13 protein-coding genes are annotated in these 14,741 nt (G+C 46.8%); 2 read left to right on the top strand and 11 right to left on the bottom strand.

Annotation, left to right across the window (positions count from 1 at the left end):
- Positions 1–46: 46 nt before the first annotated feature.
- From MKZ24_RS04710 to rpmH, 11 genes are all read right to left on the bottom strand, one after another.
- Entirely contained in the window at positions 47–1,201 is a 1,155-nt protein-coding gene (locus MKZ24_RS04710) for an aminotransferase class V-fold PLP-dependent enzyme (protein WP_340781474.1), read from the bottom strand.
- A 94-nt stretch (positions 1,202–1,295) separates the two neighbouring features.
- Positions 1,296–2,138, bottom strand: coding sequence for a ParB/RepB/Spo0J family partition protein (locus MKZ24_RS04705; RefSeq protein WP_042218719.1), 843 nt, complete (start codon positions 2,136–2,138; stop codon positions 1,296–1,298).
- Positions 2,131–2,892 (bottom strand): ParA family protein, encoded by a 762-nt coding sequence (locus MKZ24_RS04700; protein ID WP_042140602.1) that lies wholly within the window; start codon positions 2,890–2,892, stop codon positions 2,131–2,133. The genes MKZ24_RS04705 and MKZ24_RS04700 overlap by 8 nt, the downstream gene beginning before the upstream one ends.
- A gap of 210 nt (positions 2,893–3,102) precedes the next feature.
- Positions 3,103–3,918, bottom strand: coding sequence for a nucleoid occlusion protein (noc, locus tag MKZ24_RS04695; RefSeq protein WP_039295780.1), 816 nt, complete (start codon positions 3,916–3,918; stop codon positions 3,103–3,105).
- A gap of 448 nt (positions 3,919–4,366) precedes the next feature.
- Positions 4,367–5,089: a 16S rRNA (guanine(527)-N(7))-methyltransferase RsmG gene (gene rsmG / locus MKZ24_RS04690; RefSeq protein ID WP_042241235.1), complete on the bottom strand. Its 723-nt coding sequence runs from the start codon at positions 5,087–5,089 to the stop codon at positions 4,367–4,369.
- 3 nt (positions 5,090–5,092) lie between these two features.
- Entirely contained in the window at positions 5,093–6,979 is a 1,887-nt protein-coding gene (mnmG, locus tag MKZ24_RS04685; protein ID WP_340781471.1) for a tRNA uridine-5-carboxymethylaminomethyl(34) synthesis enzyme MnmG, read from the bottom strand.
- A gap of 15 nt (positions 6,980–6,994) precedes the next feature.
- On the bottom strand, positions 6,995–8,371 hold the full coding sequence (gene mnmE / locus MKZ24_RS04680; protein ID WP_340781470.1) for a tRNA uridine-5-carboxymethylaminomethyl(34) synthesis GTPase MnmE: 1,377 nt from the start codon (positions 8,369–8,371) through the stop codon (positions 6,995–6,997).
- Between the two features lie 196 nt (positions 8,372–8,567).
- Positions 8,568–9,302: an RNA-binding cell elongation regulator Jag/EloR gene (gene jag, locus MKZ24_RS04675; RefSeq protein WP_042241240.1), complete on the bottom strand. Its 735-nt coding sequence runs from the start codon at positions 9,300–9,302 to the stop codon at positions 8,568–8,570.
- Positions 9,299–10,243, bottom strand: a complete 945-nt coding sequence (locus MKZ24_RS04670; RefSeq protein ID WP_042241243.1) for a YidC/Oxa1 family membrane protein insertase — start codon at positions 10,241–10,243, stop codon at positions 9,299–9,301. Before MKZ24_RS04670 ends, jag begins: the two co-directional genes overlap by 4 nt.
- 85 nt (positions 10,244–10,328) lie before the next feature.
- Positions 10,329–10,679, bottom strand: coding sequence for a ribonuclease P protein component (gene rnpA, locus MKZ24_RS04665; RefSeq protein WP_042140607.1), 351 nt, complete (start codon positions 10,677–10,679; stop codon positions 10,329–10,331).
- A gap of 499 nt (positions 10,680–11,178) precedes the next feature.
- Complete coding sequence (rpmH, locus tag MKZ24_RS04660; protein WP_340781466.1) at positions 11,179–11,313, bottom strand: 50S ribosomal protein L34; 135 nt, start codon at positions 11,311–11,313, stop codon at positions 11,179–11,181.
- Positions 11,314–12,051: 738 nt separating this feature from the next.
- Here rpmH and dnaA point away from each other — a divergent pair.
- Positions 12,052–13,398: a chromosomal replication initiator protein DnaA gene (gene dnaA, locus MKZ24_RS04655; protein WP_340781465.1), complete on the top strand. Its 1,347-nt coding sequence runs from the start codon at positions 12,052–12,054 to the stop codon at positions 13,396–13,398.
- 196 nt (positions 13,399–13,594) lie between these two features.
- Positions 13,595–14,737, top strand: coding sequence for a DNA polymerase III subunit beta (gene dnaN / locus MKZ24_RS04650; protein ID WP_039295747.1), 1,143 nt, complete (start codon positions 13,595–13,597; stop codon positions 14,735–14,737).
- Positions 14,738–14,741: the final 4 nt, after the last annotated feature.

Below are 14,741 nucleotides of genomic sequence, written 5' to 3'. Positions count from 1 at the left end.
CCGTCCTTTTAAAGGACACCAACACCATAGCCACTTGTTATCTTGTTCATGAAGCACCATACATTTCAGCCATCGCATCCAGCAATCTGTTAACGTCCTCTTCTGTCGAGCTTACACCAACACTCGCCCTAACCGCTCCACTCTCCAAAGTATCTGCGGCTTTATGAGCGAGCGGCGTACAGTGCATGCCTGCACGCACTGCAATGTTATATTCACGGTCCAGGCGATGGGCAATATCCGCTGACTCTTGTCCCTCCATTACAAACGCGACAATTCCGCTGCGCTGAATGCCCAGACCAGGGCCAAGAATCCGAATCCCCGGAATGAAGGCCAAGCCTTCCATCAGTCTCTGTGTCAGTTCCCACTCCTGCATATGAATCCGTTCCGTTCCCATTGCCAGAATTTCCTTCACACCCACCAGCAGCCCAGCTACACCAACAGCGTTCTGAGTGCCCGCTTCATAGCGGTCAGGCCGTACCATGGGCTGATCACTATTCTCTGACTGGCTGCCTGTTCCGCCGTGCACCAGAGGCTCCAGATCTAAATATGGTGATATATACAGACCCCCGGTCCCTTGAGGTCCTAACAACCCCTTATGCCCCGGAAAAGCCAGCAAATCTATATTCATTGCCGGCACATTTATATCCAGTGAGCCCGCACTCTGAGCAGCATCCACCAGAAACACAGCTCCGTGTGATTTGGCCATATCGCCGATAATCCCAAGAGGAAGTATACTCCCGAGCAGATTGGAACTGTGATTACAAACCACCATTCTGGTATTGTGGCGGAACGATTGTTGAAGTTCTAGCAGATCAACCTGCCCCTCACCATCCACTTGTAAATAATCCACTTCAACACCTATTGTCCGGCGCAAATACTCTAAGGGCCTGCGTACAGAGTTATGTTCTGTCATCGTTGAAATCACATGATCCCCTGGTTGAAGTGTACCCTTAATAGCCATATTTAGCCCCATGGTGGTGTTATGGGTAAAGGCAATATTCTGAGCATTGGAGACCGCGAACAGTTGAGCAAGTAGTGCCCGTGCCCGCACCAGCACGCGGCCTGTACCTATCGCCAGCGAATGGTTACCACGTCCAGCATTTGCCCCTGAATGTTCCAGAGCCTCCATCATTGCAGCAGCCACTGCAGGCGGCTTTGGCCACGAGGTTGCTGCATGATCCAGATATACCAGTCTCTCCATCTCTTCACCCTCACTATTTTCCGTTTAAAAAACATATCCCTCCATATCCGTTTTAGGGATATCTCAGGATATGTTTTCGGCATAAATATCCAAATCAGTTCCCAAGCAACTCCAGTAGTCTTTCCAGGTCTTGGGCGCTGTAATAATTTAATTCTATTTTGCCTTTTTCCTTACCTTGCTTAATCTTAACAGTTGTTTTGAACCGTTCCCGCAACACTTCTTCAACGTTATCAATATAAGGATCGCGTTTGACCACCTTAGCTTTGATTCCATTAGCGGGTTTGCGGTCGAGGTTTTTCACTACCTCTTCCAGTTCTCTTACACTCCACTGTTGTTCCACACACTGTCCGGCTAATTGCTTTATCGTCTCCGGATCTTTCAGCGCTACAATTGCCCGGGCATGACCCATAGAAATTGTTCCACGTGAAACATAATCCTTCACTTCCTCCGGCAGACTAAGCAGTCGCAAGAAGTTGGCAATATGGGATCTGGACTTCCCCACCTTTAATGATAGCTCTTCTTGGGTAAGAGCGAATTGATCCATTAGCCCTTGATATGCAACCGCAATTTCCATTGCGTTTAGATTCTCACGCTGCAGGTTTTCAATCAGGGCAATCTCCATAACCTGTTGGTCGCTCAAGCTGCGGACCACCGCAGGGATCGTTGCTTTGCCGCAATATTGGGATGCACGGAACCGGCGTTCACCGGCAATGATCTCATACCCCTTCAATACACTGCGGACAATGATTGGCTGAATAACCCCATGCTGTCGGATTGATTCAGCCAGCTCCTGAATAGCCTCTTCGTTGAAATCTTTACGCGGCTGATACGGATTGGCTCTTAACTGAGACAAAGGTATCTCTACAACCTTATCATCCTCGTTAATAGATAAAGAAGGTATTAAAGCATCCAAGCCTTTGCCTAGGCGCTTACTCATAAGAAATCACTTCCTTTGCCAACTCTAAATACACTTCCGCTCCTTTAGAACGGGAATCATAAGTAATAATAGATTGTCCGTGTGAAGGAGCTTCACTCAGACGGACATTACGCGGAATAATGGTTCTATATACCTTCTCCTGGAAGTATTTTTTCACTTCTTCAATCACTTGAATCCCCAGATTGGTCCGGGCATCAAGCATAGTGAGCAGTACCCCCTCTATCTTAAGGTGAGGGTTAAGATTCTTCTGCACCAGTCTTACGGTGTTAAGCAGTTGGCTTAGCCCTTCAAGTGCGTAGTATTCACATTGAATCGGTATAATGACTGAATCCGCTGCTGTCAGAGAGTTAATGGTAAGAATGCCCAATGATGGAGGGCAATCGATGATGATGTAATCATAATTCGCCTTGACCGCATTTAGAGCCTTCTTCAGCTTTAGTTCTCTGGATATGGTAGAGACTAATTCAATTTCCGCACCCGCTAATTGAATAGTCGCCGGTATGATATGAAGGCCCTCGATTTGGGTCTCCAATATAGTTTCCTGCGGGTTTGCTTCATTAATAAGAATATCATAAATGCAATTTGCTACATCCGCTTTGTTGACGCCAACGCCGCTCGTAGTGTTGCCTTGCGGATCAATATCAACAAGCAGCACTCTTTTCCCTAAAGTAGCCATACCGGCACCCAGGTTTACAGAGGTTGTTGTTTTACCGACCCCGCCTTTTTGATTTGCTATGGCAATAATCTTGGACACTTATTTCACCTCGAATTGTTAGAAAGAATCATCTTGTAGGGTCATGAGTTGTATTATCATAATGATAAGTATACTACGGCATCACATGTGCGGGAATTGTAGACAAATATACATTAACTTATCCATAAACTGTATGTGTGATAACGTCTGGAGCTAGTCATAGAAAAGGCGGCCAATCACCTCAGGGCCGCCTTCAGCTTTTGAAACCATTTATCTTTTTGGGATTTGAATAACAATCTCATAATGATCGCCACGGTCATTCTCAGAGGTCTTGATTTCCATCCCCGAACCGGACACCATGTCTATGGATTGGCGAATTGTATTAAGGGCGAGACGAACATCTTTTGTATAGGATACCCGTTTTGATTTCTTAGTCTGTGTAACAGCTTTATAGAATGCAATACGTGCTTCTGTTTGCTTCACATTGAGCTCTTTGGAGATAATCTCAGCCAGCACCTTCATCTGCATCTCTTCACTGTCCAGAGACAAAAGCGAACGCGCATGACGCTCAGTGATCTTTCTTTCCATCAGTGCAACTTTGACTGCCTCCGGTAAATTCAGCAAGCGGATTTTGTTGGCAATCGTTGACTGGCTTTTACCAAGCCTTTGAGCCAGACTCTCTTGCGTCAGTTGATGCAGATCAATCAGCTTCTGATAGGCGATTGCCTCTTCAATAGAAGTAAGACCCTCACGCTGTAAGTTCTCTATCAGTGCAATTGAAGCTGCTTGTGAATCATTGAATTCGCGCACAAGAGCTGGAATAGTCTCCATGCCCAGCTTTTTGACCGCCCGCCAGCGTCTTTCACCGGCAATGATTTCATACTGGGAATCACGCATACGCACAACGATCGGCTGGATAACTCCATGAGTTTTGATAGTCTGGCATAACTCATCTATCTTGTCATCATCAAAAATCGTCCGTGGTTGATATGGACTGCTGATGACCTCATGAACCGGGATTTGTTTGATCTCTTCTCCGCTGCTCCGCTCGGTAAATCCAAAAAGCTTGGTGAATTGTTCTTTCATTCCGTTCATAACCACCTAATTTCGTTATAGTACGATCCTTCTAACCTTTCTTGCGAAAAGCCTATCGTACAGCGTAAGAAAAGCATCTATCCGATTCATAGTCGCTTTTCTACAATTAAAGAACAGATCACTGATCAGCTCAATAATTCAAGAACAGCCTGGCCATATTTCTGACCTCCAGCTCTCTACAACCAAGGTAGTGACAGAGTAGCAGAAGAGTCTTCTCTATAAAAAGTCTTACTATAGTATTCTATCACTTTTCTGCTCATAATCCTATTCTCCATATAGACCTATTTTTCCTGCCTAAAGGTCCCCTCAGGTCCCCTAATTCACAAATAAACTCAATATAGGACATATACCACAAATCTCATAAAAAAAGATCAAGCCCATTCTGCATGAGCTTGATCTGGTTTCGCAAATATGATTTTGATTGTTTCACGTGAAACAATTATACAAGAGGCGACTTAGCTGGTACGCCTGGCTTACGCGGATACTTCGCTGGTGTTGCCCCGGTCTTACGTACGAGAATAATATGCCGGGCGGATTCTTCAACAGGCAAGCTGAAGGATTCCACCTTCTGCAGCTCAGCGCGAAGTTCCTTGAAGCTGCGTTTGGCTTCTGCCAATTCCTCAGCCGGGTCGCTTCCCTTCATTGCGGCGAAGATTCCATCCTTACGTGTGAACGGAAGACAAAACTCATTCAAAAGAGATAGGCGGGCAACTGCACGGGCAGTCACCACATCATAAGCATCACGGTGGACAAACTGTCTGGCGACATCCTCGGCACGTCCGTGGATCAGTTGTACGCCCGTCAGGCCCAGGGTATCACATACATGCTGCAGAAAGGATATCCGTTTGCTGAGTGAGTCTACAATCGTCAGCTTCAGATGCGGGAAACAAATCTTCAGCGGAATTCCAGGGAAACCTGCTCCTGAGCCAATATCGGCGAGACTCTTGGTTTCGTTCATATTCAGATAGAAGGCCAGAGATAGAGAGTCGTAGAAATGCTTCGTATACACCTGACTTCTTTCCGTAATACCTGTAAGGTTCATCTTCTCATTCCAGGAAATCAATTCCTGGAAGTATAGTTCGAATTGTTCTAATTGCTTCGTTGAGAGCTGTAGTCCGCGCTCCTTGAGCAGAGCGGTGAACTGGGCTGCCGTATTATCCATAGATTATCCTTTCGCCGCTGTCACACGGTTATAATGCTCCAAATGCACCAGCAAAATCGAGATATCCGCCGGTGTTACTCCTCCGATGCGTGAAGCCTGGCCAATGGAGATGGGTACGATTTTGGTCAGCTTTTGCCGGGCTTCCATCGCAAGTCCATGAATCTCATTGTAGTTGATATCTTCAGGGATCTTCTTCTTCTCCATCTTCTGCAGCTTCTCAACATGCTGGAGCTGTTTCTCAATATATCCGGCATACTTTATCTGAATCTCAACCTGCTCCTTCATATCTTCGTCCAGTTCTTCTGGGGCAGGCGATATCATATCTACGAAGCTGTAGGCAAGCTCCGGACGGCGCATTAAGGTCAGCAGATTGCTTCCGTCAACAATCGGTGCAGAGTCATACCCGGCAAGAGCTTCATTTACTTGAACAGGTTTAACCTTCGTTTCCTGCAGGCGGATGATTTCACGGTCCACCCGTCCCTTTTTATCAAGGAATGCCTCGTATCGTTGCTCTGGAATAAGTCCGATCTCATAACCGATTGGAGTCAGGCGCAGATCCGCATTATCATGACGGAGCAGCAGCCGGTATTCCGCACGCGAAGTCAGCAGACGATAAGGTTCATTGGTTCCCTTGGTGACCAGATCATCAATCAGCACACCGATATAACCCTGGGACCGGTCAAGCACCACCGGCTCCTTTTCCTGTACTTTACGCGCTGCGTTAATGCCTGCAATTACACCCTGCCCCGCAGCTTCCTCATAACCGGAGGTACCATTGATTTGTCCGGCTGTGAACAGTCCCGGTAACCGTTTGGTTTCAAGGGAAGGCCAGAGCTGTGTTGGAACCATCGCATCATATTCAATAGCATAGCCGTTACGCATCATTTCAACCTTTTCCATGCCGGGAATGGAACGCAGCACTGCCAGTTGTACATCCTCAGGGAGGCTTGTAGACAGACCTTGTACATAGTATTCCGATGTGTTTTTTCCTTCAGGCTCAAGGAAGATTTGATGCTGTGATTTATCGCTGAACCGCACGACCTTATCTTCGATCGATGGACAATAGCGAGGACCTGTTCCTTCAATAATTCCGGTAAACATCGGTGCCCGGTGCAGGTTGTCATTAATAATCTGATGTGTGACCGGTGAAGTGTAAGTCAGCCAGCAAGGCAGCTGTTCATTATCTGATGACTTGGTTTCAAAAGAGAAAAATTTCGGCTTATCATCACCCGGCTGAATTTCTGTCTTGGAGAAATCAATCGTATCCTTGTGCACACGCGGCGGAGTACCTGTCTTAAAGCGGACAAGATCGAATCCAAGCTCACGCAAATTCTCCGACAACCGTACGGATGGCTGCTGATTGTTTGGTCCGCTCTCATAAGTCAGTTCACCCATAATCACTTTGCCGCGCAGATAGGTTCCGGTCGTCAGAATAACAGTTTTGCTGTGGTATACGGTTCCGGTCTTCGTAATGACCCCGGCGCAGCGGCCGTCCTCAACAATCAGTTCTTCTACCATGCCTTGGCGCAGGGTCAGGTTAGGTGTCTTTTCCATCGTTTCCTTCATCGCATGCTGATAGAGGAACTTGTCCGCCTGTGCACGAAGTGCATGGACAGCAGGTCCTTTCCCGGTATTAAGCATCCGCAGCTGAATGAAAGTCTTATCTATATTGCGGCCCATTTCCCCGCCCAGCGCATCAATTTCACGCACTACATGGCCCTTGGCTGGTCCGCCAATGGATGGATTACATGGCATAAAGGCCACCATATCCAGGTTAATCGTGATCATCAGTGTGCGGCAGCCCATCCGTGCAGCAGCCAGAGCCGCCTCACAGCCGGCATGTCCGGCGCCAATGACGACAACGTCATAGCTGCCTCCATCATAATTCATAACTGTTACCTCCTTTTATTTACCTAAGCAGAACTGCGAGAAAATCTGATCCAGCAGAGAATCCGCAGCCGTATCTCCAATGATCTCACCGAGCTGCTCCCAGGCAAGGCGTACATCGATCTGTATCATATCTATAGGAATAAGCATCTCCGCCGCTTCGTAGGCATCCTGCAGTGATCTGTGTGCCTTCTTGAGCAATGCTATATGTCTTACATTACTTACATAGGTTAAATCACCTGATTCCAGCTTGCCTCCGAAAAAGAGTGCCGAGATCGCCTCTTCCAGTTTATCCAGTCCTTCCTCTTCCAGCACAGACATCGGTACAATGCTCGATTCGTCAAAAAAGGAGCGCAGCTTATCCGTATCCAGACGGGACGGTAAGTCCATTTTATTCATGATGACCAAGGCTTGTCTACCGTGGATTTGTTCCATCAGTGCCAATTCATCCTCATGGAGCTCATCGTTGGCGTTCAGCACCAGCAGAATCAGATCCGCATCGCTAAAAGCCGCCTTCGAACGTTCCACACCGATTCTTTCTACCACATCCATCGTTTCACGGATACCGGCAGTGTCCAGCAGCTTCAACGGGATATTATTAATCGTAACATACTCTTCTATTACATCACGCGTTGTTCCCGGAATATCGGTTACAATCGCCTTGTTGTCGCGGGCAAGCGCGTTAAGCAGGGAGGACTTGCCGACATTAGGCCGGCCCACAATTGCTGTTGTGATCCCTTCGCGCAGAATCTTTCCTTCATTAGCTGTACGAAGCAGCTTGTTAATGCCTTCCATAACCTCTTGGCTCTTGTCCTTAATGAAATCGGCAGTTAAGGACTCCACATCATGTTCCGGATAATCAATGTTCACTTCAATATGAGCCAGCATCTCAATAAGAGTGTGCCGAAGCTCATGAATCCGTGCGGATAGAGAACCGCTAACCTGCTTAAGCGCAACCGAGAAGGCCCGGTCCGATTTGGAACGAATCAGGTCTATAACAGCCTCTGCCTGCGAAAGATCAATCCGTCCGCCCAGAAAAGCACGTTTGGTGAATTCCCCCGGCTCAGCCAGCCGGATATCCTGCTGCAGCAGTAGGTCCATCACTCTTCTTACAGAGATTACGCCGCCATGGGCACTGATTTCCACTACATCTTCCGTTGTAAAAGAACGCGGTCCCTTCATGACCGTAACCAGCACTTCTTCCATCCGCTCCCCATCCAGCGGACTTACAATATGTCCATAATGTACAGTATGGGATTCAGCTTCCGTAAGGGGGATACGGCTTTTGAACAATGGAGCCACCTGGCTGATAGCCTGCGGTCCGCTAACCCGGATGATGGCAATTCCGCCCTCGCCCAGAGCCGTCGATACAGCAGCAATAGTGTCACTAAGCATGTTGTTATTCACCTCTGGATTGATCTTTTCTTATTTGTCTCTTCAAGTGGAAACGGTTAAGCCGTCCTTCCAAAGGACGGCATCCGTTTCAGCGCGAAATATAAGGGTAATATATTGCGCGAACCATATAAATTCTTATATTTCAAAAAAACAATGACTCCTCGCATAGGTCAAGGAGTCATTGCGGCATATAGATCTACTTCAAAGTTATAACGACGCGGCGGTTCGGTTCTTCACCCTTGCTAAGCGTGTTTACCTGCCGGTGATCTTGTAATCTGGAATGAATAATCTTGCGTTCCTGCGGGGACATGGGTTCCAGGACAACCTCTTTACGGGTCCGGACTACACGTCCCGCCAGCCGATCCGCCAATTCCTCAAGCGTCTTCTTGCGGCGTTCACGGAAGTTCTCCGCATCCAGCACAAGGCGGATGAAGCTGTCGGAATAGCGGTTGGCAACAATATTAGCCAAATACTGCAGAGCATCGAGAGTTTGTCCTCTTCTGCCGATCAGCAGCCCGAGATCCGGGCCGGATATTTGCAGAACAGTTGATTCCTTGGTATGAACGATTTCAACTTCCACCTCGAGCCCCATGCTCTTGGCGACATCCACAATGAAATGAACGGCCTGCCCGTAAGCTTCCTCCACCGGTTGTCCGGAATCCTGGCGCGGTACGCCGCTGATCGCCTCTGGTTTGCTCTCTCTTGTTGACTGCTGAGACAGTAGCGGAGCACTCGCCGCTGATGCCGGTGCGGCTTCAGAGATCAAGGTTAATTCTACCTTGGCTCCCTTTGCACCGATCAATCCAAGGAATCCTTTTGACGGCTGTTCAAGTACGTTGACCGTTACCCGGTCCTTCTGAACTCCAAGCTGGTTAAGTCCCCGTTCTACAGCTTCTTCAATGGTTTTCCCTGTCGCGACGACTTTGCTCATTTTGACTTTTTGACCCCCTTCTTACCTTTGCTGCTATTGCCTTTTGCAGCAGGAGTAACATCTTTGCGGGCGTTATTGTTGCTGTTCTTGCTCTTCGTCAAATTCACTTCTTTGGCTTTGCCGTTACCTGCAGTAGCGGAAGCGGTGGCACCGGCAGCTGCAATAGCCGCTTTATGTTTATCATTGTTGCGGTACAAGAAGTAGTTCTGAATAATGGTGTACAGATTACTATAGAACCAGTACAGCGGAAGCGCGGACGGGAAGTTGTAGGACATGATGAAAATCAGAACCGGGTATACCATCATCATGAACTGCATTGGACCCTGCTGTTGTACCGGGTTCATTTTGGTCATCATACGAGTCTGAATGAATGTCGTAGCAGCGGCAAGAAGCGGCAAAATGAACAGGTGATCGGGCTTGCCGAGCTGCAGCCACAGGAAGTCATGCAATCTAAGATCCGGATTGTAATAGATCGAGTTGTACAGGGCGATGAAGATCGGCATCTGCACGATCAGCGGCAGACAGCCTGCCATCGGATTTACCTTGTTCTCCTGGAACAGGCGCATCGTTTCCTGCTGTACCTTTTCGGGCTCATCTTTATATTTTTTCTTAATCTTCTCAAGCTCCGGTTGGATGGCCTGCATCGCACGTGAACTCTTAACCTGTTTCATGGTAAGCGGCAAAATTAACGTACGCACAATGATAACCATTACAAGTACGGCTAATCCGTACTGGCCATTAAACCACTTCGCGAAAGTATCCAGTGCAATGGCGAAATAATAAACGACATTACTTTGCCAGAAGCCTCCATTTTTCAAATCCTCCGTAGTGTGCGTCACTGTTGCCGCAGACGGAGAGCATCCCGACAGAACAGCGATCATTAGAACCATTAACCCGAGGAGAAGAAACATTTTTCCTCGCTTAGTCTTCATTAGAGACACTTCAAAACCCCTCTCATAAACATTCCATTGCACCGTAAATCATAACATAATTATGGATACAAATAAACAAGCCCCTGTGTCCCTCTTACTTGTGCAAAGCCTTGAGCAGCTTGGCTTTGCGAAGCACATGCAGCACACTTTTCTCGAGCTCGCCGTAATCCTTGGAAAGCGCTCCTTTTCTTACGATGAACACGATGTCCAGACCCCCGATAATTTCCGGCTCATGGTGACGGACAATTTCCTTTACCAGCCGCCTCATCCGGTTGCGTACCACGGCGTTTCCAACCTTCTTGCTGACAGATATACCTACGCGGAAACGCTCCACCTCTTTTCTGGGAAACCAGTACACCACATATTGATGATTCGCAAATGACTTCCCATGGCGGTATACGCGGCTGAAGTCGGCACGGTTTCGTAATCGTAGACTTTTGTGCACGGGACTCTCCTATTCAAATACCGGATTTCGCGTAAGCTCCGGAATTTCATCTTCTAATTAGTATAGTCATTCAGGTGATGCCATAAACGGCATCCGTTTCAGCGGAAAGATAAGGCTCCTTAAGGATGCAAAGCGTATACATTTTTATCTTTCAAAAAAAGCCCCGCAGTAGCGCTATCTTCCTCTGCAGAGCCATACTTTTATTGTTGCAGCTGCAGAATAACAGTGGTCCTCCCGCTCTGAGGAGATGCTGCCAATTCTGTGCTATATATAGAAGGAAAAAATGATAGGCGTCCTCTTCCTTCCTTATATATCAAAAAAAACCCCGCAAAGTGCGGCTCTATAGTGAAGCCTGATCCGTAACTTTTGCGGGGACCCCATGTAAAATAACCCCACAAAGTGGGGCTTTGCTTCGATGATTACTCAAATATTTATGGGGACCCATTGAATTCTCATCTTGTAAAAAAGGACCACCGCAGTGGTCCCTAAGTGGCCTAACTTACGCACTCAAAATTTTTCTGCCTTTCAAGCGGCGGGCTGCCAGCACTTTGCGGCCGTTTTTCGTGCTCATTCTTTTGCGGAAACCATGCACCTTTTTGCGTTTGCTCACATTCGGTCTGAACGTCGGTCTCATGTATTGCACCTCCCTTACAGGAACTTAATTACTGTCATATAAGCAGAAACGGACTAAGCCGTCCTTAGAGTAGGGACAGTATCTACAAGTATTATCAATTAAATTTGGAGACATATCCTCACAGAAAACACCTTTATATATTTAAACACATAATCAAGGCAAAAGTCAACCTTGTCCCCTTCCTCCCTCTTTTTTATTTCTCCACAGTTCTCTTCAGCAGCTCCGCCGCTATCCCCAGCCTGCTTAATCCCCATGAATTTTCGTCTCTGCGTCTTATCCACAGTTCTTTTATTCCAAAAAGTAATCCACAGAACATTATAGTTATCCACTTGTGATCAAAAAAAATAGTCGACTGCTCACAACTGAGCACAACCTGTGTATAAAAATATCGAAGCCATGACGTAAACTGTCGAACGGTAAACAATTTATCAACAATATGTAGTGGTGTTCTTAAAAATTATACACAAGTGATTGAATTTGTGGATAAAATAGCGTGGCTCATTGAAAAACAAGGGGGGTTTTGCTATGATAGTATTACTTTTGAATGTGAATAGATTTGTTTGTTCTCTATATTATCAACAAGCTGTGGATAAAGTTGTGAACAATTCAAATTTATCCATATTTTTTTGTCTCTTGATATTGCATATTGGGGATAAGATTCAGCAACAACCCATTTTCTTCGACATTTCCACTTCATGGCTGATGCCACATTTGGAAGATTTAAAGGAGTGACAGTCTGTGGACAGCCATACTTCCGAATTATGGCAGCAAATTTTATCGATTATTCAAACCAAACTAAGCAAGCCGAGCTTTGACACCTGGTTTAAGGCTACCAAGGCCTTAACGTTTAGCCACCAGGCTCTTATTATCTCGGCGCCTACAACTTTTGCCGTAGAATGGCTGGAAAGTCGCTACACCAAACTGGTAGGAGCAACGGTTTATGAGGTCACCGGACAACAGGTTGACGTCAAATTTGTAATTGAAGAGAACAAACCCTCTGAGCCAATAGTTCAACAAATGGCGACCACTCCCGCAGTTTCACGCGAAGAAGCACAGACGCATTTGCTCAATCCCAAATACACTTTTGATACGTTCGTGATCGGTTCGGGCAACCGTTTTGCGCATGCAGCCTCACTGGCTGTAGCCGAAGCGCCCGCCAAAGCTTACAATCCTTTGTTTTTGTACGGAGGCGTGGGTCTCGGGAAGACTCACTTGATGCATGCCATCGGGCACTATGTGCTGGAGCATAACCCCAACAATAAGGTTATCTACATCTCGTCCGAGAAGTTTACGAATGAATTCATCAACTCCATCCGTGACAACCGCGGCGAAAGCTTCCGTAACAAATACCGCAGTGTTGACATTTTGCTGATTGACGATATTCAATTCCTGGCCGGCAAAGAGTCAACGCAGGAGGAATTTTTCCATACGTTCAATGCTCTTCATGAAGAACGCAAGCAAATTATCATCTCAAGCGACCGGCCTCCCAAGGAGATTCCCACACTGGAAGAACGGCTGCGATCCCGGTTTGAATGGGGATTGATCACCGATATTCAGCCTCCTGATCTGGAGACACGGATTGCGATTCTCCGTAAGAAGGCCAAGGCGGAGAACCTGGATATCCCTAACGAAGCGATGATGTACATCGCTAATCAGATCGACACAAATATCCGCGAGCTGGAAGGTGCACTGATCCGCGTTGTAGCCTATTCATCACTGACAAATCAGGATGTGAATACGCATCTGGCAGCTGAAGCGCTGAAGGATATCATTCCCTCCAGCCGGCCGAAGATGATCACCATGAATGATATTCAGCAAAAAGTCGGCGAATACTACAATTTGCGCATGGAGGATTTCAAAGCACGGAAACGCACGAAGGCTGTTGCTTTTCCAAGGCAGATTGCCATGTATCTCTCACGTGAATTAACGGATTATTCGCTTCCCAAGATCGGTGAAGCCTTCGGAGGGCGCGATCATACGACAGTTATCCATGCCCATGAGAAGATTACGCAGCAATTAAAGGTGGACCAGGAGCTCTATAAAGTGGTAAATAATCTTGCGGAGAAAATTAAAAATCCTTCCTAAGAGGAACAAAGAGCCTATACACAATCTATACACATGTGGGTAGGCTTAATTTTATGCTGTTTAGCGACTTATCCACATAAACGGAGCCCCTACTACTAATACTATTAAATAACTATAATAATTCATCTTCTAAGAGCAGGATTCAAAGAGGTCAAACGTACACCCATTTCCCAATTTTTCAGCTAGGAGTGAAATCATGAAAATCAGCATTCTCAAAAATGAACTCAACGAATCTATAGGCCATGTCTCCAAGGCGATCTCGAGCAGAACAACCATCCCTATTTTGACCGGAATAAAGCTTGAGGTTAGCCACCAGGGAGTAACATTGACGGCAAGCGACACGGATATCTCAATTCAATCCTTCATCCCTGCCGAGAATGACAGCCATACGATCGTAAAAGTGGAACAGCCCGGCAGCGTAGTGCTTCCAGCCAAGTTCTTTGTCGAGATCATCAAGAAGCTTCCCTCCAAAGAAATTCACATGGAAGTCAAAGAGGGCTTTCAAACCTATATCTCTTCCGGATCTACGGAGATTCAGATTGTTGGCCTGGACCCTGAAGAATTCCCTGTTCTGCCAAGCATTGAGGAGAATGAAACCATCTCAATGCCAGGCGATTTGCTGAAGAATATGATTAAACAAACCGCGTTCTCCATCTCTACCCAAGAGACAACACCAATTCTGACGGGTATTCTCTGGAATCTTGCCGATAACGAGTTCAAGTTCACGGCTACCGACCGCCACCGTCTGGCAACAAGAGCAGCACATCTGGAAGGTACAGAGAATGTTCAGTTTGCGAATATTGTTATTGCCGGCAAAACGTTGAACGAGCTCAGCAAAATTATCCCGGATCAGAATATGCTGGTGGATATTGTCGTTGCGGATAACCAGGTCCTCTTCAAAATCGACAAAGTGCTGTTCTATTCGCGGATCCTGGACGGCATTTATCCGGATACTTCTAGAATTATTCCAACCACCTACAAAACAGAACTAACTCTTGATACAAAAAAACTCAGCGAATCGATTGACCGCGCTTATTTGCTATCCCGTGAAGAAAAAACGAACATTGTCCGGATGCAGACTCTTGAGAATGGCGACGTAGAGATTTCTTCCAGCTCATCAGAGCTGGGTAAGGTCCGGGAAGAACTTGAAGTAATTGATTTCAAAGGTGAGCCTTTGCGGATCTCCTTCAACTCCAAATATATGCTCGATGTGCTGAAGGTTGTGGAGAGTGAGCAGCTCGTGATTGCCTTCACCGGCATGATGAGTCCGATTATTCTCAGACCGCTCGACGAGAGCCGCAGCCTGTACGTCATTCTGCCTTACCGCACAACCAATTAATGCC

This window comes from Paenibacillus sp. FSL R7-0297, from assembly GCF_038009025.1.
Classification (GTDB): domain Bacteria; phylum Bacillota; class Bacilli; order Paenibacillales; family Paenibacillaceae; genus Paenibacillus_AQ.
This window is presented reverse-complemented; position numbering and strand designations above follow the sequence as displayed.

Excerpts from the sequence above, each read along its gene's own strand:
- MKZ24_RS04710 (WP_340781474.1), bottom strand. The coding sequence starts at position 1,201 with ATGGAGAGACTGGTATATCTGGATCATGCAGCAACCTCGTGGCCAAAG.
- MKZ24_RS04705 (WP_042218719.1), bottom strand. The coding sequence starts at position 2,138 with ATGAGTAAGCGCCTAGGCAAAGGCTTGGATGCTTTAATACCTTCTTTA.
- noc (WP_039295780.1), bottom strand. The coding sequence starts at position 3,918 with ATGAAAGAACAATTCACCAAGCTTTTTGGATTTACCGAGCGGAGCAGC.
- rsmG (WP_042241235.1), bottom strand. The coding sequence starts at position 5,089 with ATGGATAATACGGCAGCCCAGTTCACCGCTCTGCTCAAGGAGCGCGGA.
- mnmG (WP_340781471.1), bottom strand. The coding sequence starts at position 6,979 with ATGAATTATGATGGAGGCAGCTATGACGTTGTCGTCATTGGCGCCGGA.
- mnmE (WP_340781470.1), bottom strand. The coding sequence starts at position 8,371 with ATGCTTAGTGACACTATTGCTGCTGTATCGACGGCTCTGGGCGAGGGC.
- jag (WP_042241240.1), bottom strand. The coding sequence starts at position 9,302 with ATGAGCAAAGTCGTCGCGACAGGGAAAACCATTGAAGAAGCTGTAGAA.
- rpmH (WP_340781466.1), bottom strand. The coding sequence starts at position 11,313 with ATGAGACCGACGTTCAGACCGAATGTGAGCAAACGCAAAAAGGTGCAT.
- dnaN (WP_039295747.1), top strand. The coding sequence starts at position 13,595 with ATGAAAATCAGCATTCTCAAAAATGAACTCAACGAATCTATAGGCCAT.